At 70.5% G+C, this 20,929-nt stretch carries 24 protein-coding genes; 16 read left to right on the top strand and 8 right to left on the bottom strand.

Annotated elements, in window-relative coordinates; all coding sequences use genetic code 11:
- Positions 1-74 precede the first annotated feature (74 nt).
- Positions 75-878 (bottom strand): ABC transporter ATP-binding protein, encoded by an 804-nt coding sequence (locus R4I43_RS25850; protein WP_324268298.1) that lies wholly within the window; start codon positions 876-878, stop codon positions 75-77.
- 201 nt (positions 879-1,079) lie between these two features.
- Between R4I43_RS25850 and R4I43_RS25845 the strand changes: the two genes are divergently transcribed.
- Together R4I43_RS25845 and R4I43_RS25840 are read left to right on the top strand one after the other, a co-directional pair.
- Positions 1,080-2,093, top strand: coding sequence for a translation initiation factor eIF-2B alpha/beta/delta subunit family protein (locus tag R4I43_RS25845; protein ID WP_324268297.1), 1,014 nt, complete (start codon positions 1,080-1,082; stop codon positions 2,091-2,093).
- A gap of 188 nt (positions 2,094-2,281) precedes the next feature.
- Positions 2,282-2,905, top strand: coding sequence for a maleylpyruvate isomerase family mycothiol-dependent enzyme (locus tag R4I43_RS25840; RefSeq protein WP_324268296.1), 624 nt, complete (start codon positions 2,282-2,284; stop codon positions 2,903-2,905).
- 125 nt (positions 2,906-3,030) lie between these two features.
- Here R4I43_RS25840 and R4I43_RS25835 read toward each other — a convergent pair whose 3' ends face one another.
- A complete protein-coding gene (locus R4I43_RS25835) occupies positions 3,031-3,486 on the bottom strand; it encodes a MarR family winged helix-turn-helix transcriptional regulator (RefSeq protein ID WP_324268295.1) in 456 nt (151 codons plus the stop codon).
- Between the two features lie 96 nt (positions 3,487-3,582).
- On the opposite strand from R4I43_RS25835, the gene R4I43_RS25830 reads away from it, so the two are divergent.
- Positions 3,583-4,503 carry a quinone oxidoreductase family protein gene (locus R4I43_RS25830; protein WP_324268372.1) on the top strand — a complete coding sequence of 307 codons (921 nt, stop codon included), beginning with the start codon at positions 3,583-3,585 and terminating at the stop codon, positions 4,501-4,503.
- Here the strand turns inward: R4I43_RS25830 and R4I43_RS25825 are convergent.
- Entirely contained in the window at positions 4,500-5,231 is a 732-nt protein-coding gene (locus tag R4I43_RS25825; protein ID WP_324268294.1) for a M24 family metallopeptidase, read from the bottom strand. The two genes, R4I43_RS25830 and R4I43_RS25825, sit on opposite strands and share 4 nt — an antisense overlap.
- A 173-nt stretch (positions 5,232-5,404) precedes the next feature.
- On the opposite strand from R4I43_RS25825, the gene R4I43_RS25820 reads away from it, so the two are divergent.
- Both R4I43_RS25820 and R4I43_RS25815 read left to right on the top strand, forming a co-directional pair.
- On the top strand, positions 5,405-5,890 hold the full coding sequence (locus tag R4I43_RS25820) for a hypothetical protein (RefSeq protein WP_324268293.1): 486 nt from the start codon (positions 5,405-5,407) through the stop codon (positions 5,888-5,890).
- Positions 5,884-6,489: a hypothetical protein gene (locus R4I43_RS25815; protein WP_324268292.1), complete on the top strand. Its 606-nt coding sequence runs from the start codon at positions 5,884-5,886 to the stop codon at positions 6,487-6,489. The genes R4I43_RS25820 and R4I43_RS25815 overlap by 7 nt, the downstream gene beginning before the upstream one ends.
- Here the strand turns inward: R4I43_RS25815 and R4I43_RS25810 are convergent.
- Positions 6,486-7,169, bottom strand: a complete 684-nt coding sequence (locus R4I43_RS25810; protein ID WP_324268291.1) for a histidine phosphatase family protein — start codon at positions 7,167-7,169, stop codon at positions 6,486-6,488. The two genes, R4I43_RS25815 and R4I43_RS25810, sit on opposite strands and share 4 nt — an antisense overlap.
- Positions 7,170-7,284: 115 nt before the next feature.
- Positions 7,285-8,115 carry an undecaprenyl-diphosphate phosphatase gene (locus R4I43_RS25805; protein ID WP_324268290.1) on the bottom strand — a complete coding sequence of 277 codons (831 nt, stop codon included), beginning with the start codon at positions 8,113-8,115 and terminating at the stop codon, positions 7,285-7,287.
- A gap of 262 nt (positions 8,116-8,377) precedes the next feature.
- On the opposite strand from R4I43_RS25805, the gene R4I43_RS25800 reads away from it, so the two are divergent.
- From R4I43_RS25800 to R4I43_RS25790, 3 genes are all read left to right on the top strand, one after another.
- A complete protein-coding gene (locus R4I43_RS25800; protein ID WP_324268289.1) occupies positions 8,378-9,349 on the top strand; it encodes an aldo/keto reductase in 972 nt (323 codons plus the stop codon).
- 163 nt (positions 9,350-9,512) lie between these two features.
- Positions 9,513-10,493: a YncE family protein gene (locus R4I43_RS25795; RefSeq protein ID WP_324268288.1), complete on the top strand. Its 981-nt coding sequence runs from the start codon at positions 9,513-9,515 to the stop codon at positions 10,491-10,493.
- Positions 10,490-10,705, top strand: a complete 216-nt coding sequence (locus R4I43_RS25790) for a DUF5703 family protein (protein WP_324268287.1) — start codon at positions 10,490-10,492, stop codon at positions 10,703-10,705. Before R4I43_RS25795 ends, R4I43_RS25790 begins: the two co-directional genes overlap by 4 nt.
- Here the strand turns inward: R4I43_RS25790 and R4I43_RS25785 are convergent, their stop codons facing one another.
- Positions 10,706-11,755 carry a lipoate--protein ligase family protein gene (locus R4I43_RS25785; protein WP_324268286.1) on the bottom strand — a complete coding sequence of 350 codons (1,050 nt, stop codon included), beginning with the start codon at positions 11,753-11,755 and terminating at the stop codon, positions 10,706-10,708.
- Positions 11,756-11,821: 66 nt separating this feature from the next.
- On the opposite strand from R4I43_RS25785, the gene R4I43_RS25780 reads away from it, so the two are divergent.
- The 6 genes from R4I43_RS25780 to R4I43_RS25755 all read left to right on the top strand — a co-directional run bounded on the left by R4I43_RS25780 (position 11,822) and on the right by R4I43_RS25755 (position 17,624).
- Positions 11,822-13,393, top strand: coding sequence for an N-acyl-D-amino-acid deacylase family protein (locus tag R4I43_RS25780; RefSeq protein ID WP_324268285.1), 1,572 nt, complete (start codon positions 11,822-11,824; stop codon positions 13,391-13,393).
- A gap of 210 nt (positions 13,394-13,603) precedes the next feature.
- A complete protein-coding gene (locus tag R4I43_RS25775) occupies positions 13,604-13,741 on the top strand; it encodes a hypothetical protein (RefSeq protein ID WP_324268284.1) in 138 nt (45 codons plus the stop codon).
- A gap of 256 nt (positions 13,742-13,997) precedes the next feature.
- Entirely contained in the window at positions 13,998-14,645 is a 648-nt protein-coding gene (locus tag R4I43_RS25770) for a TetR/AcrR family transcriptional regulator (protein WP_324268283.1), read from the top strand.
- On the top strand, positions 14,642-15,580 hold the full coding sequence (locus tag R4I43_RS25765; RefSeq protein ID WP_324268282.1) for an ATP-binding cassette domain-containing protein: 939 nt from the start codon (positions 14,642-14,644) through the stop codon (positions 15,578-15,580). The genes R4I43_RS25770 and R4I43_RS25765 overlap by 4 nt, the downstream gene beginning before the upstream one ends.
- A 9-nt stretch (positions 15,581-15,589) precedes the next feature.
- Complete coding sequence (locus R4I43_RS25760; protein ID WP_324268281.1) at positions 15,590-16,417, top strand: ABC transporter permease; 828 nt, start codon at positions 15,590-15,592, stop codon at positions 16,415-16,417.
- A 16-nt stretch (positions 16,418-16,433) separates the two neighbouring features.
- Positions 16,434-17,624, top strand: a complete 1,191-nt coding sequence (locus tag R4I43_RS25755) for a macrolide family glycosyltransferase (RefSeq protein ID WP_324268280.1) — start codon at positions 16,434-16,436, stop codon at positions 17,622-17,624.
- Positions 17,625-17,752: 128 nt separating this feature from the next.
- Here R4I43_RS25755 and R4I43_RS25750 read toward each other — a convergent pair whose 3' ends face one another.
- A complete protein-coding gene (locus tag R4I43_RS25750) occupies positions 17,753-18,496 on the bottom strand; it encodes a TetR family transcriptional regulator (protein WP_324268279.1) in 744 nt (247 codons plus the stop codon).
- 138 nt (positions 18,497-18,634) lie between these two features.
- Here R4I43_RS25750 and R4I43_RS25745 point away from each other — a divergent pair, with 138 nt between their 5' ends.
- Positions 18,635-19,789, top strand: coding sequence for an acyl-CoA dehydrogenase (locus R4I43_RS25745; protein ID WP_324268278.1), 1,155 nt, complete (start codon positions 18,635-18,637; stop codon positions 19,787-19,789).
- A 134-nt stretch (positions 19,790-19,923) separates the two neighbouring features.
- Positions 19,924-20,370 carry a DoxX family protein gene (locus tag R4I43_RS25740; RefSeq protein ID WP_324268277.1) on the top strand — a complete coding sequence of 149 codons (447 nt, stop codon included), beginning with the start codon at positions 19,924-19,926 and terminating at the stop codon, positions 20,368-20,370.
- Here the strand turns inward: R4I43_RS25740 and R4I43_RS25735 are convergent.
- Positions 20,364-20,840, bottom strand: a complete 477-nt coding sequence (locus R4I43_RS25735; protein WP_324268276.1) for a YkvA family protein — start codon at positions 20,838-20,840, stop codon at positions 20,364-20,366. The two genes, R4I43_RS25740 and R4I43_RS25735, sit on opposite strands and share 7 nt — an antisense overlap.
- Between the last annotated feature and the right edge of the window lie 89 nt (positions 20,841-20,929).

Here is a 20,929-nt window from a genome sequence, read left to right as displayed (position 1 = left end):
CCGGGGGGGGGTCGGGCCCGGGGCGCAGACCTGCATCCTGCGCCCGTGCCAGGACCACCGTCTTTGTCATGCCCTCATCGGGCGCGGGCGTGCCAGCGGCCGTGGTCGCGGGTGATGTGCACCGGGTGGTTGAAGCACTTGCTGATGTGGTCGCTGGTGATGACCTCGTCGACCTCACCGGCGGCCAGGCAGTGCCCTTCGCGCAGCAGCATGGCGTGGGTGGTGCCGGCCGGGAGTTCTTCGAGGTGGTGGGTGACCAGGACGGTGGCCAGCCGGGGGTGTCCGGTGCGCAGGTCTTCGAGGCTGGTGAGCAGTTGTTCGCGGGCGGCCAGGTCCAGGCCGGTGGCCGGTTCGTCGAGCAGCAGCAGCCGCGGCTGGGGCATGAGGGCGCGGGCGATGAGCGCGCGGCCGCGTTCGCCTTGGGAGAGGGTGTTCCAGCGGGCGTAGGCGCGGTCGGTGATGCCCAGCAGGCTGATCAGCCGGTCCGCGCGGGCGCTGTCGTCGGCGGAGGGCTGCCAGCGCGGGACGAGTTCGGTGGTGTTGGTGAGGCCGGTGAGCACGACCTGGCGCACGGTCAGCGGGCTCTGCAGCGGGTGGCGGGGGTTGATGTGGCCGACGAGGCTGCGCAGGGCGCGCATGTCGACCGCGCCGAGGCGGTGGCCGAGGACCTCGACGCTGCCGCGGGTGGGGTGGGTGTGGGCGCCGAGGAGGCTGAGCAGGGTGGATTTGCCTGCGCCGTTGGCGCCCAGCAGCGCCCAGTGCTGACCGGGGTGGACCTGCACGGAGATGGCGGTGAGCAGGCGGGTGCCTTCGCGCACGACGTCGACGTCGGTGGCGCGCAGCACGGGGCCGGTTTCGGCGGGCACGGGGTGGTTCACGGGGGTCCTTCGGGGGCGCCGGGTGGTGCGGGGTGAGGGGCGCGGGTGTCGCGTGGTCCTCGGGTGATCAAGCCTGCGGTGTGCGGCGATCAGCGCGGTGTCGTGAGCCTAGCAAACCAGTTGGTGGTGCTCCGGTGACCGAGCGCGGCTGGTTAGGCTTTCCCCGTAGCCGCGTTTTTCCGGACCTGACCTGAGGATTCGATGTCTGCTTGTTCCGCGCCCGTTCTGGCCGACAGCGTCCGCTTGGACGATGACGGTGTGCACGTGCTGGATCGCCGGGTGTTCCCCTTCGAGCGCCGGTGGGTGCACGCGCGCACGGTGGAGGAGGTCGCGCGGGCCATCGAGGAGATGGTGACCCAGTCCTCGGGCCCGTACTTCGCGGTGCTGTGGGGGCTGGTGCTGGCCGCGCGCGAGGCCGACGGTGCTGACCCAGCTGTGGCGCGGGAGCGGGTGCAGGCCGCGGCGCGGCGGTTGATCGCCACGCGGCCGACCAACGATCAGCCGCGCAAGGCGGCGGCGTTCGTGCTGGAGGCGATCGCCGAGCGCGAGGACGTGGCGGTCGCGGCGCTGGAGGGCGCACGCGCCGGCGACGCCGATTACCGGCGGCGGTGCCGGGAGATGGGCCGGGCGGGCGCGGACCTGCTCAGCGAGGGTGCGCGGGTGCTCACCCACTGCTGGGGTGATCTCTACCTGCTGGGTTTGGTGGAGGCGTTGCTGGAGCAGGGAAAGCGCCCGGAGTTCGTCTGCACCGAGACCCGCCCGTACCTGCAGGGGGCGCGGTTGACGGCGGAGTCGCTGGCCGAGATGGGGGTTGCGGCGATTCTGGTGACCGATGGGATGCCGGCCTCGTTGATGCGGGAGGGCCGGGTGGATGCGCTGGTGACCGCCAGCGACCGGGTCACGATGGACGGGTCGGTGATCAACAAGGTGGGCACGTTGCAGCTGGCGGTGGCCGCGCGGGCCTTCGGGGTGCCGTTTCACGCGTTGTGCCACGGCCCGGATCCCGACGCCGCCTCGGGGGCGCAGGTGCCCATCGAGTTCCGCGACGGTGACGAGGTGCTGCACACCCTCGGCCGCCGCAGTGCCAGCGACAAGGTCAGCGGGCTCTACCCGGCCTTCGACGTCACCGATCCGCACTGGGTGACCACGGTGGTCACCGACCGGGGTGCCTTCGCGCCCGCCGAGGTGCACCGCTACTGGACCCCGGACTCCTGAAGCTGCCCCGGCCGCAATTGGCGGGCTTGGTTACTCGGCCTTGGCTGAGTTCGAGCTCCGTTGCAGGGTGCGGCAGACCGTGGTGCGGGAGACGGTGACGACCTCGGCGAGGTCGGCGATCGTGCACTCGCCGGTGCCGTGCACGCGCACGAGGTCGCGCTGCTGCTTGGCCGAGCGAAGGAGGAGCCGTGGTGGACGTCTGGTCGATGGTGCACGCAGAGCGTGCCGCGCTGATCGACGACCTCTCGAACATAGGTGATCTGCAGTGGGAGGAGCCCTCGCTCTGCGAAGGGTGGACTGTGCACGACGTGGCCGCCCATCTCGTCAACGCGGCTCGGACGACGCGCCTCGGTTTCGTGGTTGGCCTCGCCCGGGCGCGGTTCGACTTCCACCGCCAGAACGCCCGCGGCGTGCGGCGCGAGCGCGGCGCCTCGCCGCAAGCAACGCTGGAGCGGCTTCGTCAGGTGGCATCGAGGACGTCGACCCCTCCAGCGCCCCTGGATAGCCGGCTTGTCGAGGAGATCGTCCACGGGGAGGACATCCGTCGACCGTTGGAGCTGGTCCGCTCCTATCCTGCGGACGCTGTCGTGAGATCGCTCCGCTACCAGGTTCGCACCCCAGCGTCCGTCGGCGGCGCGAGAGAGCTGGTCGCCGGTCTCCGCATGACGACGGTCGACGCCGACGTGTCCATCGGCGACGGGCCGGAAGTCAGCGGTCCCGCGCTTGCACTGCTGCTGGCCGTTTCCGGGCGGCGGGTGCCGCTCGACGATCTCGACGGGCCGGGACTCACCACCTTGGCGGCGGCGATCTGACGATGTGCCTTCCAGGGTTTGCGGGCCTCCGCGTGAGAGAACCGACGCTCGCTCCAGGGTGGGACGTTGCTGAAGCGACCGCGCGGATTGCAGCAGATGTGCGGGCAGCTTCAGGAGTTCGGGCCCTACTGGTCCTGATCGGCTCGGTGGAGCCGTTCGAGCAGGGTGATCAGCAGTTCGCGTTCGGCGGTGCTGAGCGGAGCAAGGAGTTGCTGGTTGGCCTGGTCGGCCAGTGCGGCGCAGCGGGTGAGGGTGGCCAGGCCTTCGGGGGTGGCTGACACGGCGTTCTTGCGGCGGTCGCGCGGGTCGGGGCGGCGTTGCAGGAGGCCTTTGTCCTGCAGTTCGTTGACCAGTCCGACGACGTCTTTGGCGTCGATGTCCAGGCGGCGCACGAGATCGGCTTGGGCCAGCGGGCCGTGTTCGGCCACGGCGGCCAGCACGGCGTGCTGGCTCAGGCGCAGTCCTTCGGCGGCCAGGGCGTGGGCGACCAGTTCGCGGCCACGGGCGGCCACGCGGCCGGTCAGCCAGCTGGGCAGGGAGTGGATGTGCTGCAGGGCGCGGGTGCTCGGCGTGTCGGCCACGGGTGCAGCCTAGCGAAATTCGTTGGACTTCCCAACGAGGACCGCTCTACTCTCGATTTCGTTGGTGAACCCATCGATTTTTGAGGAGTGAGCGTGATGCGACGCGTCAACTACGTCATCAACGGCGGACCCGAGGTGCTGTTCGTCGAAGACGTCCCCACCCCGGTGCCCGGCCTCGGTGAGCTGCTGGTGCGCTGCGAGGCCGTGGGCGTGACACTGCCCGCGGTGCGCCGCGTGCGCGAGGGCCCCGAGCCGATACCGCTGGGCGGGGAGATCGCCGGGGTGGTCGAAGCGCTGGGGCCCGGGGTGCGCGGATTCGTCCCTGGCGAGCGGGTGACCGGGATGTGCGTGGCCCACGCCTACGCCGAGCGGGCGCTGCTGGCCGAGAACAGGGCCTCGCGGGTGCCCGAGCACGCCGATTCCGTGGACGCCGTGGCGCTGGTGCGCAGCGGGCTGGTGGCGCGCCAGGCGTGCTCGTCCGGCCTGATCGGCCAGGGCGAGTCGGTGCTGATCACCGCGGCGGCCAGTGCGGTGGGCGCGATGGCCGTCCAGCTCGCGCGCGCTCACGGCGCCACAGTGGTGGCCGCGGTCGGCTCGGTGCCCGACAAGCGCGCGTTCCTGCGCACGCTGGGCGCCGAGACTGTCGTCGGCTACGACGAACCCACCTGGGGTGAGCCCGTCGACGTGGTGCTCGAGGGCGCGGGTGGCGAGCTGGTGGGCAAGGCGGTGCGCGCCCTGGGGCGCGGCGGCAGGCTGGTGACCTTCGCAGCCCGGCCAGGTGCGATCTCCTCCCACGAGCTGATGACCCGGGGCGCCTCGGCGACGGGGTTCCGCATGGGCTCACCCCCGAAACCGGCGCTGCACGCCTGCTGGCGCGACGAGCTGTGGGACTGGCACCGCGAAGGCCGGCTGCGCACCCGCGTCCACGAGCAGATCCCCCTGGCCGAGGCGGCACGGGCCCACGAGGTCATCGAATCCCGCACCAACCTCGGCAAGGTGGTGCTGGTCGTGGATTAGCTCTGGGGGCGGGTGAGCACGCGCGGGCCGTGGTGGGTGATGGCGATGGTGTGGCCGGTGTGGGCGGCGCGGCTTTCGTCGCCGGTGCGCACGACCTCGGGGCCGGGGTCGAGGTGGTCGTGGCCGCCTGCGGTGAAGATCGGCTCGATGCTCAGCACCAGACCGGGCCGCAGCGGGATCCCGCGACCGGGATGCCCGTCGTTGGGCACCGACGGTTCCTGCCGCGCTTGCCTGCCCAGGCCGCGACCGCCGATCGGCGGGATGCCGTAACCGGCGCTGCGCCCCACCAGCCCGATCGCGCGGCACACATCCCCCAGCCGCGCGCCGGGGCGGGCGGCGGCGATGCCGTCGGCCAGGGCCTGGCGGGTGGCCTCGATCAGCGACTCGTCCTCCACGCTCCCGGCGCCGAGGGTGAGGCTGGTGGCCGCGCGGGCGAACCAGCCGTCCAACTGCAGCATCGCGGCCACGCTGAGCGAATCGCCCTTCGCGGGCACCCGCGAGTCGGCCGGGCCACCGGTGATCTCGTCGTTGACCGACGTGGAGATCACCCGCCCGTCCACCGGTCTCGCCCCGGCCCCGGCGGCCACGCTGCGGGCGATCTCGTCGAGCTCGGCCAGACAGACCCCGGGCACGGCGTGCTCGCGCACCGCGGCCAGCACCTCGGCCACCACCGACCCGGCTCGATCCAGCGCATCGAGCTCACCCCGGTCGCGCAGTTCGATCACCATGCCCTCATGATGCACCCGAACACCGACAGTCACTCACCACAGTGGACAGTGACGCTGCGTGCCGATCCGTGCGGGGTCGGTCAACGCCAACGTTTTTCGCGCAAGATCGAAATCCGCAGGTCACAGGTTTTCGGCTAGGGTGCGCGGGACCCCCGCACGAAGGAGACGCGCACGTGCGCCCCCGACACCCCGCCTTCCTGCACCGCCTCTGGTGGCAAAGCCCCCTGGTGGTGCGACTCGTCCCCGCCGCCGCCCTGATCGCGGCCACCGGAGCAGGCGTGGCGACCAACCTGCCCGCCACCGGCGAACAACCGCACGCCTCCCCACCCCAGCAGCCGGTGACCACCACGGCGCCACCCACCACGCCCCCACCACCGGTCACGACCCCGGCCCCCACGACCACCAGCGAACCCACGAGCTCGAGCCCCCGCACCACGCGCAGCACCCCGCGCACCACGAAAAAGACCACCAGCACACCCCCACCACCGGTGACCACCACCCCGACTCCGACCACGACCCCGCGGACCACCGAGCAACGCCCACCGGGCATCGCCGAAGGCCAGCCGTGCGACGAACCCGGCGACATCGGCCGCGGCACCGACGGCGAGCGGTACGTGTGCGACAACGACGACGGCACCTGGAGGTGGCGCGAATGGTGAACCCCGAGCACACCCGCCACGACACACCCCTGGCCGACCGCGAAACCCTCGTGCGCGGCGAACTCACCGCCATCCGCGAGCAAGCCCTGCACGGCCACGAAACCCTCGCCAAGATCACCCCGGCGCACACCGAGCGCCGCGACGTCGGCGAAGACCTCGACTTCCCCGACCAAGCCCCGCCCACACCCCCGCGCGGCACCCAAGACGACGGCACCATCCGCACCACCGGATGGCTCCAGATCGGGCCGCTGGCGCTCTCCTCAGGCCTGTGGGCCGCGCTGAGCGGGCTGGCCGCCGGACTCGCCCTGACCTGGCTGTGGGCGTGGCTGCCGCTGGTGCTGGCCGCCGCGGGCCTGCTCGGCTGGTGGGTCTGGACCCGCAGGCTGCGCCCGGCCTCCCGCGCCACCAACCTCCGGCGCGTACCGGCCGCCAACCTGCGCCCGGGCACCCCCGTGCGCCTCTACGGCGCGATCGGCCCGGTGGCCATCGTCGAGGCCGTCACCGGCGACACCGAGCAGGTCACCGTGACCTTCACCAGCGGCCACCAGCGCAGCATGCGGCCACGCCGCACCTGCCACCTCGTGGAAGTGCTCGACTAGGACGTCCCGCCGCCGGTGCTGCCACCCACCACCGCATCCGAGGACGACTCGGACTCGGCCGGCGGCAGCAGCCCGGACACGTCCCCACCGGTGTCGTTGATCTTGAGCACGAACGGCCGCGTCTCGGTGTAGCGCACCACGCTCACCGAGCACGGGTCGACCACGATGCGCTGGAAGGAATCCAGGTGCAGCCCCAGCGCATCGGCCAGCACCGACTTGATCACATCCCCGTGGCTGCACAGCAACCACACGTCCTTGTCCCCGGCCTGCCGGTCGTGCTCGCGCACCGCGGCCACCGCCCGGGCCTGCACCTGCGCCAGCCCCTCACCACCGGGGAACACCGCCGCCGACGGGTGCTGCTGGACGACCTTCCACAGCTCCTGGCCGGTGAGGTCCTTGATCTTCTGCCCGGTCCAGTCGCCGTAGTCGACCTCCGAGAGGCGGTCCTCGACCACCGGCTCGATCCCGCGCGCGGCCACCAGCCCCGACACGGTCTCCTGGCAGCGCTGCAACGGCGAGACCACCACCCGGCTCAGCGGCACGCCCTCCAACCGGGCGGCAAGACCCGCGGCCTGGCCGCGTCCCGTCTCGTCGAGACCGACACCGGGCGTGCGCCCGGCCAGAACCCCGGAACCGTTGGCCGCCGAACGCGCGTGCCGAAGAAGGATGAGAGTCGCCACGTCCGCCGAGGGTAGGCGCCACCGCACAGCCCACCGCCGCAGGGCCCGGTCGAGACGAAAAAAGTCGGGGCGGCCCGCAGGCCGCCCCGACATCGCTGTTCCCCGTCTCAGCACCTCACGGCTGGATCACGCCGAAGCCCAGCATCGCGAACAACGCCGCACCCAGCGCGATCCGGTACCAGACGAACACGTAGACGCTGTGCTTCTCCACGAATCGCAGCAGCCACGCGATCACCGCGTACCCGATCACACCGGCCACCACGGTGGCCACGATCATCTGCGCCACCGACGGCTGCAGCCCGTACGGGCTGGGCTCGAACACGTGCGAGACCTCCGACAAACCGGCGGCGAACACCGCCGGGATCGCCAGCAGGAACGAGAACCGCACCGCCGTGCCCCGCTGCAGACCCAGCGCCAGACCCGCGGTGATCGTGCCGCCGGAACGCGACACACCGGGGATCAGCGCCATCGCCTGCGCGAAACCCATCAGCACACCATCGCTGAGCCGCAGCCGGCTCTGCTCGCGCAGCTGCTTGCCGAACCGCTCGGCCAGCCCCATCAGCACACCGAAGATCACCAGCGTTGCCGCGGTGATCCACAGGCTGCGCAGCGTCGAGCGGATGTAGTCCTGGAAGAAGAAACCCAGGACCCCGATCGGCAGGCTGCCCACGATCACGTACCAGGCCAGCTTGTAGTCCTGGGTGGTGCGCACCTCGGCGTTGACCAGCCCGCGGAACCACACGGCGACCAGCCGGACGATGTCGCCGATGAAGTAGATCACCACCGCCAGTTCGGTGCCGATCTGCGTCACCGCGGTGAACGAGGCACCCGCGTCATCGCCGAAGAACAACTTCGACACGATCGACAGATGCCCGGACGAGGAAATCGGCAGGAACTCGGTGAGCCCCTGGACCACGGCCAGAACCATGGCCTGCAACCACGACACGAAACCCACTCCACACGATCGAAAAGGGAACTCCGGGCCGCACCCGAAACTTCTGGCCCGGCCCCCAGATCTTCCAGCATCGCCCCGTACTCGCCTCCCCCACCCTTGATCACCCCATCAGGGCAGGTCAGCCAGCACTCGATCACTCACCGCAGCCGGAAGGACGACACACCACCAACAGTGTGATCCACACCACTCCACGTCGGACCCGCCGAGCCCACATCACCAGCCCCACCCACCACACCGCCTACCCTCCAACACCGTGGAACAGCGACAACTCGGCCACAGCGGCCTCCGCGTCTCCCGACTCGCACTCGGCACCATGACCTGGGGCCTCGACGTCGACACCGACGAAGCAGCCGACCAGCTGACCACCTTCCACGACGCAGGCGGCACCCTCATCGACACCGCCGACGTCTACCAAGACGGCCACGCCGAAGAACTCCTCGGCGACCTGCTCACCCACCACCTCCCCCGCGACGAGATCATCCTCGCCACCAAAGCCGCCGCCCGCCGCAAACCCGGCCCCTTCGGCGGCGGCGCCTCCCGCGGCTCCCTGCTCAACGCCCTCGACGACTCCCTGCGCCGCCTCAAAACCGACCACATCGACCTCTGGCAACTCCAAGCCTGGGACCCCGGCGTCCCCCTCGACGAAACACTCGCCGCCCTCGACACCGCCGTGACCACCGGCCGCGTCCGCTACACCGGCATCGCCAACTACTCCGGCTGGCAAACCGCCACCGCCGCCGCCCACCAGCACCACCACCCCACCCGCACACCCCTGGTCTCCACCCAAGTCGAGTACTCCCTGCTCGAACGCGGCATCGAACGCGAAGTCGTCCCCGCCACCGCACACCACGGACTCGGCATCCTCGCCTGGGCACCCCTCGGACGCGGCGTGCTCACCGGCAAGTACCGCAACGCCACCCCACCCGACTCCCGAGGCGCCACCACCCACCTCGCCGGCTACGTCGAACACCACCGCACCGAACGCGCCGCCCGCATCGTCCAAGCCCTGCTCACCGCAGCCGAAGGACTCAACACCGCACCCGCCCACGTCGCACTCGCCTGGGTCCGCGACCGCCCCGGCATCACCGCCCCCATCCTCGGCGCCCGCACCACCGCCCAACTCAAAACCGCCCTCACCACCGAAGAACTCACCCTCCCCCCAGCCATCCGCGCCGCCCTCGACGACATCAGCGCACCCCAGCACGGCTACCCCGAAGCCCAATAACACCCCTCGGCACGCTTCCCGCCACCCATCCGAAATGCCAAGCTGATGGGTCACCACCCCAACACGGGCGCACCAACGCCGATCAGGGATGCTGGAGGAAGCAACAACCACCCAGCGGAAAAACACCAACACCGCAGGGCAGCACCACCGAGGAGGGCCTCGCTTGCGTCGTCTGGTCATCACCTGCCTCACCTTCACCCTGCTCACCGGGTGCGGCATGGACGACAACACCGACCCCCTCCAGGTCACCGACACCCTCACCGCGGCCACACCCGCCACCGCACCCCCGGCGACCACCCCGCCCGCAGGCACCGTGCAGCCCGCACCACCCACCCAGCACACCGCATACGACCGCGACACCCGCACCCTCGTGCTCGCCGCAGGCCCCCAGCTCAACCTCATCGACACCACCACCGGCAACCGCCGCACCCTCGACCTGCCCGCAGCCCCCAGCACCCTCCGCGCCCAAGGCGGCCAGGTCCTCGCAGCACTCCCCGACGCCGGCCAGATCACCCGCATCGACCTGCGCACCACCACCGCACACCCCACCCCCGTGGCAGGCGCACCCGTCGACGCCATCGACCTCGACCCGCACCGCACCGCCGTCGCCCTGCGCGACACCGCCACCGTCACCATCCTCACCGACGGCCACCCCACGACCACCACCGAGAAGTTCCAAGGCCCCGCACAACTGCTCACCCAAGCCGGCCAGCTCTACGTCCTCGACCGCCTCACCACCGCCATCACCCCCATCAACCCGGCCACCGGCGAAAAAGGCGCAGGACTGCGCGCAGGCGAAGGCGCCACCAACACCGTCCAAGACCGCTACGGCCGCATCCTCACCATCGACACCCGCGGCCAAGCACTCCTGGCCTTCAGCACCGACCCCCTCATCCTCAAACAGCGCTACCCCGTCCCCGGCGCCCCCTACGGACTGACCTACGACCCCACCACCGACACCGCCTGGACCACCCTCACCGCCACCAACGAACTCGTCGGCTACGACATCGCAGGCGGCGAACCCCGCGAAACCCACCGCATCCCCACCATCAGCCAACCCGACTCCCTCGCACTCGACCCAAACACCCACACCCTCTACATCGCCTCCGCCAACGGCGCCGGATACCAGGTGGTGAGACCGTGAGCACGACAGAAGGACTCGACACCGACTGGGAGTACCGGCCGCTGCGCCTGCCACCCGGCATCACCCGGATCAGCGCCGCGACCCAACTCAGCATCCACGCCGAATACTCCGGCTGGGAACTCTCCCGCGTCCTGCTCTACGCCGACGGCACCCGCAAGATCTGGCTCCGCCGCAAACGCAGCACCCCCGGCGTCCCCAACGTCATCACCTGATCACGGCACCCGCCACAACCACCGCTCCGTCGCGAACTTCGAGGCCACCAACTCCTCGGCACGAGCCCGCTCCCCCGCGCTCACCGGCCCCTCGACGAGCCCGAACCGCGACCGGAACCCCGCGATCAGCCGCTCGATGACCACCTCACGAGCCAACCCCGTCTGCCGCGCCAGCGGATCCACCCGCTTGGCCGCACTCCCCACACCCTTGTCCGACAACTTCTCCCGACCCACGCGCAACACCTCACCCAACTTCGCGCCGTCGATCGAGTACGACATCGTCACGTGGTGCAGCACCGCACCCGAAGCCATCCGCTTCTGCGCCGCACCACCGATCTTCCCGCCATCCGAAGCGATGTCGTTGAGCGGCTGGTACCAGACGTTGAGCCCCACATCCCGCAGCACACCCAACACCCAGTCGTCCAAGAACGGGTACGACTCGGCGATCGACATCCCCGCCACCAACGACGGCGGCGCGTACAGCGAATACGTCACCGTGTTGCCCGGCTCCACGAACATCGCCCCACCACCGGTGATCCGCCGCACCACCTCGACCCCGTGACGCCCCGCCGCCTCCAGATCCACCTCGTTGCGCACCGACTGGAACCCACCCAGGATCACCGCAGGCGACGCCCACTCCCAGAACCGCAACGTCGGACGCCGACGACCCGCACCCACCTCCTCGGCCAGCACCTCGTCCAGGGCCATGTGCATCAACGGCGACCGCGGACGCTCACGCACCAACTCCCACGCGTGATCACCCCACCCCGACGCCCGCGTCAACGCCCGACGCACCGCCGTGGCCACCGCCTCCGCCGAAAACCCCACCAACCGCGCCTCCTCCGGCAACCCACCCCGGATCCGCCGCACCAACTCCTCCGCCTCCGCCGACACCGGCGCACCCACCAACGAGGCGTTGATCGACTCCAACGCCTCATCCGGCTCCAGGAAGAAGTCCCCGCTCACCCGCACGTCCGACAACCGGCCCGCGGCCACCTCCACATCGACCGCCACCAACTTCCCGCCCGGGACCTTGAACTCGCCGTGCACGCCGCACCCCTCTCCCACAACATCGACACCACCTCCAACACCGCACCCGCCAGCCCGAATTTCCCGATGAGAGCCAACTCCCAGGAAGGCCCGCGCATGACCGAGCTGCTCACCGGAGCCCGGCTCGCCGACGGCACCGGCGCACCCCTGCGCGACGCCGAGGTCCTGCTCGACCGCGGCCGCATCACCGCAGTCGAACCACCCGGCACCCTGCCCCAGCACCACCCCCGCCGCGACCTCACCGGACTCGTCCTCGCCCCCGGCTTCATCGACGCCCACTCCCACGCCGACAACGCACCCCTGCTCACCGAGCACGACACCACCAAGATCCTGCAGGGCGTCACCACCGAAGTCGTCGGCAACTGCGGCTTCAGCCTCGCCCCCAACACCCGCACCGACGTCCTCGACGGATTCCTCCGCCGCCTCTTCCCGCCCGTCGAGATCACCTGGAGCGGCTTCGCCGAGCTGTTCACCGCCACCGACAGCGCAGGCCACGTCACCAACCACTGCCCCCTCATCGGCCACGGAACCCTGCGCGTGGCCGCCACCGGCATGACCGATGCCGCACCCAGCACCGAGGGACTGCGGCACATGCGCGCCATGCTCGAAGAAGGCATGAGCGCCGGTGCCTTCGGACTCTCCACCGGGCTCATCTACCCACCCGCCATGTTCGCCACCACTGGCGAACTCACCGCGCTGGCCGAAGTTCTCGGCGGCGACGGCCTCTACGCCACGCACATGCGCGACGAAGGCGACCACCTCCTCGAAGCCATCGACGAAGCCCTGCACATCGGCCGAGTCGCCGGACGCACCCACCTCTCGCACCTCAAGGTCACCGGCCCGCGCAACTGGGGCACGATGCCCGCCGCGCTCGACCGCATCCACCTCGCCCGCCAGTCCGGGCACGACGTCCTCCAGGACGTCTACCCCTACACCGCATCCTCGACCACCCTGACCTCCGTGCTGCCCACCGACTACCTCACCGGCAGCAGCGAGCACACCCTCGCCCGGCTCACCGCGACCGTTGCGCACGACGAACTCGCCGCCGCACTCGGCGAGAACCTCCACCCCGACCGCATCCTCATCGCCACCACCGCCAGCCACCGCCGCGAAGGCCGCACCCTCGCCGAACTCGCCGCTGCCGAGGACACCGACCCGCTCCAGGTCCTCATCGACGTCCTGGTCGACGAGGACCTCCGCGTGGCGATGATCCACTTCTCGATGCACGAGGACGACCTCGAACTGGCCCTGCGCGACGCGGGCACCATGATCGGCTCCGACGGCCTGCCGCCCGGCAGCGGCGGCCGCCCCCACCCGCGCATGACCGGGACCTTCCCGCGCGTCCTCGGGCGCTACGCCCGCGAACGCGGCGTCCTGGACCTGCCCGATGCGATCCGGCGCATGACCTCGCTGCCGGCCGAGGCCTTCGGCATCCCCGACCGAGGCGTGATCGCGCCCGGCCGCATCGCCGACCTCGTGGCCTTCGACCCCGACATCGTCATCGACGTCGGCGACTACCAGGACCCGGTGCGCCCGCCCGCCGGGATCCCCTGGGTGTGCCTGGCAGGCCGGACCGTCGTCGACGCCGGCGAGTTCCTCGGCACCCGAGCCGGCCAGCGACTGAACCCTCGAACCTGACCTTCCTCTTCAGCTGTCTTTTGGTGCTGGAGTGACTGTTGATGCGAAGCATTTATTTCAGTCTGCGCTGAAGGTATAGAGGTTAATATTCGGGAAGAAACGCTGCTCAACCGGGGGATTCCGAACGGTGTGTGGCGCGTCGCACATGCGATCTGTCCATCAGCGGCGCACGATCGGCCGGTGAAATCCGTTGCCGAGAGGAGCCCCGCCATGACGCTCTCAGATCATCGAGCCGCCCCGCAGGACTCCTTCAACCCGGACGTGGACCTGGAGCTGCCGGTCCAGAACCGCCGGGAATCGGTCGAAACCGAAGAGGACGAAAGCCACGTCATCCGCGGCTACGACTGACCAGCGAGCCGGCGCGCCGCCCCAGGTCGAAGCACGACCTCCCAGGACCAGGCGGCGCGCCTCCGTCTCCCTCGAGGCGTTTTCCAGCTCGGTGCAGGACGTTTGAGGTGGCGAGTTCATTTCATTTGACACTGAAACCACAGATGCTGATGATGTGTCGTCGCCGCCTTCGGTGAAACCGTCCCCCTTCACTCCTCCGCAGTGAGTGAGTGCTCGCTCATTGACATGAGTGACTACTCACTCCTACTTTGGAGTGGTGACCGCAGAACCACCGCGCAGGCGCGCGTCGGCGATGAGCCCAGAACAGCGACGCGAGGCGATCGTCGAATCCGTGCTCCCCCTCGTGCGCGAGCACGGCGCGCACATCACCACCAAGCAGATCGCCCAGGCCGCCGGGATCGCCGAAGGCACCGTGTTCCGCGCCTTCCACGACAAGACCGAGCTGCTGCAGGCCTGCGTCACCGCCGCGCTGCGACCGGACGAGCTGTGCGCCCACGTGCGCGCGGTCCCCCGCGACACCGACGTCGCCGACAGGCTGACCGAGGCCGCCCAGCTGTTCTACGAGCACTTCACCAGCTTCGGAGAGCTCGTGCACACCCTGGCCGCCTCCGGGTTCGACCTGCGCGGAGGCGGCCAGGGCAAACCGGCGGGACTGCAGGAGGTCCGCGAGCAGTTCATCCGCGACCTCAACGACGCCGTCGCCTCGCTGGTCGACCCGCGAGAGCTGCGGATCCCGCCCGGCGACCTGGCCAACTACCTGCAGTCGCTGGTGCTCGGCATCCGGTTCACCGCCACCGCCCTCGACACCAGCGACGTCGACCACCGCGCCGAGATCCGCGCCCGCGTCGACGTGCTGCTGCACGGCGCCCTCGACGCGACCACCGACCACGAGGAGTCCCGATGACCGACCCGATCATCGAAGCGCACCACATCACGCAGCGGTTCGGCGACGTCACCGCCCTCGACGACGTCAGCATCTCCGTGGGCCAGGGCAGCGTGCTCGGCCTGCTCGGCCACAACGGCGCGGGCAAGACCACGCTGATCAACATCCTCAGCACGCTGCTGCCGCCCACCAGCGGCACCGCGCGCATCGCCGGACTCGACGTGGTCCGCCACCGGCGCGAGGTCACCGCCCGCATCGGCCTGACCGGCCAGTTCGCTTCCGTCGACGAGCAGCTCTCCGGCCACGACAACCTGCTGCTCATCGCGCGCCTGCTCGGCGCAGGCCGCCGCGAGGCCCGGCAGCGCGCCGACGAACTCCTGCAGACCTTCGATCTCGCCGAGGCCGCCCGCCGCCCGGCCCGCACCTACTCCGGCGGCATGCGGCGCAGGCTCGACATCGCCGCCAGCCTCGTCGGCCACCCCGACGTGATCTTCCTCGACGAACCCACCACCGGCCTCGACCCGGTCAGCAGGCTCAACCTCTGGCAGATCGTGGAGAACCTCGTCGCCGACGGCACCACCGTGCTGCTGACCACCCAGCACCTCGACGAGGCCGACCGCCTCGCCGACTCCATCACCGTGCTCTCGGCGGGCAAGGTCGTGGCCCACGGCACCGCAGAGCAGCTCAAGTCCCAGGTCGGCCAGCGCACCGTCAACGCCACCCTCACCGACGCCTCCCGCAGCACCGAGGCGCTCGGCGCCCTGCGCCGCGCCGGGTTCGACCCCGCCCACGACGACACCCGGCTGATCATCCCGGTCAGCGCCTCGCGCCAGCTCGCCGACGTGGTCCGGGCCCTCGACGACGCCGCCATCGACATCGGCGACCTCGGACTGGGCGAACCGACCCTCGACGACGTCTACCTCGCCCTGGCCCACCACACGCCCACCGCCGCCTGAGGGGAACCCGTGACCACCATCGCTCCGCCGAGCACCGCCGCACCCACCGGACGCCGATGGCGCGGCGCCTCCTACCCCACCCAGATCCTGGTGCTGACCGGCCGGTCGTTGCGCGCCGTGGTCAAGGACCCGCGCGTGGTCGTCTTCAGCCTGCTGCAACCGCTGATCATGCTCGTGCTGTTCAGCCAGGTCTTCGGCAATGCCATGCTGGGCAACGTCGCCGACCAGGGCGGCAGCTACATCAACTACCTAATGCCGGCCATCCTGGTCACCACCGGGATCGGCGCGGCCATGCAGTCCGGCGTCGGCCTGGTCACCGACCTGAAGAACGGCGTCATCGCCCGCTTCCGCGCCCTGCCGATCGGCATGAGCTCGGTGCTCATCGCCCGCAGCCTGTCGGACCTGGCGCGCACCGCCGTGCAGCTGATCGTCCTGCTGTCGGTGGCCTCCCTGCTGTTCGGCTTCGAGCCCGCCGGCGGCATCGGCGGCACGCTCGGAGCCTTCGGCTTGGCGCTGTTCGTCAGCTGGTCGCTGTCGTGGATCTTCCTCGCCCTGGGCGCCTGGCTGCGCAAGGAGGAGGTCATGCAGAGCATCGGTTTCCTGGCGATGTTCCCGCTGATGTTCGCCTCCAGCGCGTTCGTCCCCGTGCAGGCGCTGCCGGACTGGCTGAGCGTCGTCGCCAAGATCAACCCGCTGACCTACGCCGTCGACGCCTCCCGCAACCTCTCGCTGGCGCTGCCCACCGGCACCGGCGTGATCTCGGCGCTGGCCACCAGCGCGCTGCTGTGCGCCCTCGGCATCGCCATCGCCGTCCGCGGTTTCCGCCGCCCCCTGTAACCGGTTTCGAGGAGCCATGAAGAAGCACTTCCTGTTCACCAGCGTTCCCGCCTTCGGTCACGTCAACCCGACGCTGGCGCTGGTCACCGAACTGCTCGACCGCGGCCACCGCGTCAGCTACGCGGTCGGCGCCGACGCCGCCGAGGCCGTGCGCGCCACCGGCGCCGAGGTCGTCGACCTGCCCACCCAGATCCCCGACCTCGGCGCCGCGGGCAATCCCCTGAGCCCCGAGCGCCTGCGCAGGATGGCGGAGTTCTTCGTCGACGACGTCCGCAAGTGCATGCCGGTCCTGCTGGAGCACTTCGCCGACGCGCCGCCGGACGCGGTGTGCAGCGACGTGATGACCACCTACGGGCGCATGCTCGCCGACAAGCTCGGTGTCCCAGCGGTCGCGCTGGTGCCCAACTTCGCCAGCAACGAGAAGTTCGACCTGCGCACCTCGGTGATGGCCGAACACGCTTCGGCGCTGGGAGCCCCTCCCCCGGAAGCGATGGCCAGGGTCCAGGAGGAGATCAGCGCGCTCGGTGCGGAGTTCGGGGTCGCGGCACCCTCGCTGTTCGGCACCGTTCCGGCCGAGCTGAACCTGGTGTTCCTGCCCGAGCAGTTCCAGCTCGAGCACGAGACCTTCGACGAGCGCTTCCGCTTCATCGGCCCCCTGCTGGGCGATCGCGAGAACGAGCCCTACTCCCCCGCCGACCCGCAGCGCCCGCTGCTGTTCATCTCGCTGGGGACCGCGTTCAACCAGCGCCCGGAGTTCTACCGGCTGTGCGTGGAGGCCTTCGCCGGCAGCGGCTGGCAGGTCGCGATGTCGGTCGGTTCGCGCATCGACATCGCCGATCTGGGTGAGGTTCCGGCGAACTTCGACGTCCGCCGCTCCTTCCCGCAACCCGCCGTGCTGCGGCGCGCGGCGGCGTTCGTCTCGCACGCCGGGATGAACTCGACGATGGAGTCCGTGCACGCCGGCGTTCCGCTCGTCGCCGTCCCGCAGATGCCCGAGCAGGCCGCCAACGCCGCCCGCGCCGAGGAGCTGGGGCTCGGCGTCAAGCTCGACACCGACACCGTCACCGCCGCCGAGCTGCGGGAAACCGTCGACCGGATCACCGTCGACGCCGAGGTCCGCCGCGGGCTCGACCGCATGCGCGAGCTGCTGCACTCCTCCGGCGGCGCCCCCGCCGGAGCTGACGCGCTCGAGGCCTTCCTGGCGTGATCTTTCGGGGTGGGTGGTGCGCAGAGGTGCCCCGCCCACCCGCATTGAATTCACTCGACACTGAAACCATGGATGTAATCAACATGTGACTGTGCGGCGATCATGTTCGGCACTCAGTGCCGCGCGCTTCAGCGCTCGAGGTCGCGCAGCGCTTCCCGGACGTGCTTGAGGACCACCCCGGCCGACGCCGAGGTCCGCACCGCCGCCACCACGACCGCCTCGTCGTCCTGTTCGGACTCCCCGGTCGGCCACTGCCCCGCCAGCGCCTCGGCGACCTGGTCGGTGGCGTGCCGCAACGCCGCCCGCGCGTCGAGCTCTCCCCCGCTGCGCAGCCACTGCCGCAGCACGTGGTTGTGCGCGGCGACCACCGCCGCAGCGGCCACCGCGGCGTGCAGCTCGGCGTCGGGCTGGCCGGCGAAGCGGGCGCGCAGGTAGCGGGCGAAGACGCGCTGGTAGCGGTCGATGCTCGCGATCTCCTTGTCCCGCAAGGACGGAACCTGCCTGGTCAGCTCCGAGCGCTTCAGCGAGACCTCGGGCTCCTCCAGGTACATGCCCAGCACGAACTCGGCCGCCTCGCCCAGCACCAGCAGCGCGTCGGCGTCGGGGTCGGCGCCCTCCAGCAGCTCCACGACCTCGGCGAGCCGTTCGTCGTGCCCGGGGAACACGACGTCCTCCTTGGACCGGAAGTACCGGAAGAAGGTCCGCCGGCCCACCCCGGCGGCTTCGGCGATCTGGTCCACAGTGGTCGCCTCGAAGCCCTGCTCGGCGAACTTCTCCAACGCGGCGACCGCGATCGCGCTGCGCACCTTCCGGCGGCCGTGCGGAGTTCGTCCGGAACGGGGCTTGGGCGCCGCAGCGACTGCCTCGGACATGGCCGGAATATAGCACCGCGAATTGCTAGTGGCACTCAGTGCCGTTACGATGACGTCGATATCAGGTCCGCCGCGTTACGCGGGCGGCATGCGACGAACCCCCGCCGCGGCCAAGCGACGGGACTAGGGAGGGACCCGGTGGACCCGAACTTCGGCACCTACCAGCTCGCCGAGGAGCACGAAGCCCTGCGCGAGGCGGTGCGCGCCCTGGCGGAGAAGGAGATCGCGCCCTACGCGGCGGAGGTCGACGAGCAGGAGCGCTACCCGAAGGAAGCACTCGACGCCCTGGTCAAGGCGGGTTTCGCCGCCACGCACATTCCCGAGGAATACGGCGGCGAAGGCGCCGACTCGGTGTCCACCTGCATCGTCATCGAAGAGGTCGCCCGCGTGTGCGGCTCCTCCTCGCTGATCCCCGCGGTCAACAAGCTCGGCACCATGCCGATCATCCTGTCGGCCTCCGACGACCTCAAGAAGCAGGTCCTGCCCGCCATCGCCAGCGGTGAGACCACCGCCTCCTACGCGCTGTCCGAGCGCGAAGCCGGTTCCGACGCCGCGGCGATGAAGACCCGCGCCCGCCTCGACGGCGACAACTGGGTGCTCAACGGCAGCAAGTGCTGGATCACCAACGGCGGCGTGTCCAAGTGGTACACGGTCATGGCCGTGACCGACCCGGACAAGGGCGCCAACGGCATCAGCGCCTTCGCCGTGCACGCCGACGACCCGGGCTTCACCGTCGGCCCGAAGGAGAAGAAGCTCGGCATCAAGGGCTCGCCCACCGTCGAGCTGTACTTCGAGGACGCCACCATCCCGGCCGACCGGATCATCGGCGAACCGGGCACCGGCTTCAAGACCGCGCTCAAGACCCTCGACCACACCCGCCCGACGATCGGTGCGCAGGCGGTCGGCATCGCGCAGGGCGCGCTCGACCACGCGCTGGCCTACGTCAAGGAGCGCAAGCAGTTCGGCAAGGCCATCGCCGAGTTCCAGGGCGTGCAGTTCATGCTCGCCGACATGGCGATGAAGGTCGAGTCGGCCCGCCAGATGGTCTACGTCGCCGCCGCCCGCGCCGAGCGCGGCGAGCCGAACCTCGGGTTCATCTCCGCCGCCGCCAAGTGCTTCGCCTCCGACGTGGCGATGGAGGTCACCACCGACGCCGTCCAGCTCTTCGGCGGCGCCGGCTACACCCGCGACTTCCCGGTCGAGCGCATGATGCGCGACGCCAAGATCACCCAGATCTACGAGGGCACCAATCAGGTCCAGCGCATGGTCATGGCCCGCAACCTGCTCAAGTGACGTCCTGAGGACTGTGGCCCCGGCGGTTCGCCGGGGCCACAGTCGTGTGCGCGGCCGCGACTTCGAGATGTCGGGGAAGTCGATCGCCACCACACTGGGGTCACTCGACGCAGGTGACCAACACGGGAGTTGCCATGAACGCGATTCGGAGCTTCTTCACGATCATCGGCCGCATCGGGGTCGGGGTCATCCTCATCGCCCACGGGTGGCAGAAGCTGATGGTGTGGGGCATCCCGACCACAGCGCAGAACTTCGGCAAGATGGGCGTCCCGCTGCCCCACGTCTCCGCCTGGTACGCGACCATCGTCGAGCTGGCCGGCGGGATCCTGCTGATCCTCGGCATCGCGTTGCCGCTGGTCGGCATCGCGGTGGCCATCGACATGGCCGGGGCGATCCTGTTCGTGCACCTGCAGCACGGGCTGTTCGCGCCCAACGGCTTCGAGCTGCCGCTGGCCATCGGCGCGGCCGTGCTCGCGATGAGCTTCAACGCCGGCACCTGGTCGATCGATCACGCCCTGTTCGGCCGCCGCAAGAACCGCCGCGCCGACACCCAGCACGTCCAACCCGGCGACTCCTACTGACGCTCCCCCGGTTCGATCTCACGGCGCTCGTCCTCGCCTGCGAGGTAGTTGCCCGATTCGGCGTAGAGGCTGGTCAGCAGCCAGCTGGCGACGCCGATGTCGTCGCCGATGCCCAGCAGCGGCAGGAACTCCGGGATGAGGTCGATCGGCGAGACCAGGTAGACCAGCGCGATCAGCCACAGCAGCAGCTGGTAGCGCGGCAGCTGCGGGTTCCGGCCGCGGGCGGTCGCGCCCAGCATCGCCGGCAGGGCCCGCACGCGGTCGAGCGGCGAGCCTGCCGCTCCGGTGCGGTGCGCGCGCACGGCGGCGCGCAGCGGGGAGCGGCGCACCCGCGCGACCAGTCCTGCGATCGAGACGCCCAGGCCTGCGGCCATCAGACCGACCGGCAGCAGCCAGCCGCCCGCGTCACCGCCGTAGGCGATCGCCACCACCGCCCCGGCTACCAACAGCACGACCCCGAACACGATCACCCGCGCACCCCTTCCGCAGCCGTCAACGATCAGCCTGCCACGGATCGGCTCCGCCCGGCGAGATCGGGTGTTTCGTGGCACCTTCGGCA

The sequence above is a fragment of the Saccharopolyspora mangrovi genome, from assembly GCF_035320975.1.
GTDB classification, from domain to species: Bacteria; Actinomycetota; Actinomycetes; order Mycobacteriales; family Pseudonocardiaceae; genus Saccharopolyspora; species Saccharopolyspora mangrovi.
The sequence above is the reverse complement of the archived record's forward strand: the minus strand, read 5'-3'. Positions and strand labels throughout refer to the sequence as shown.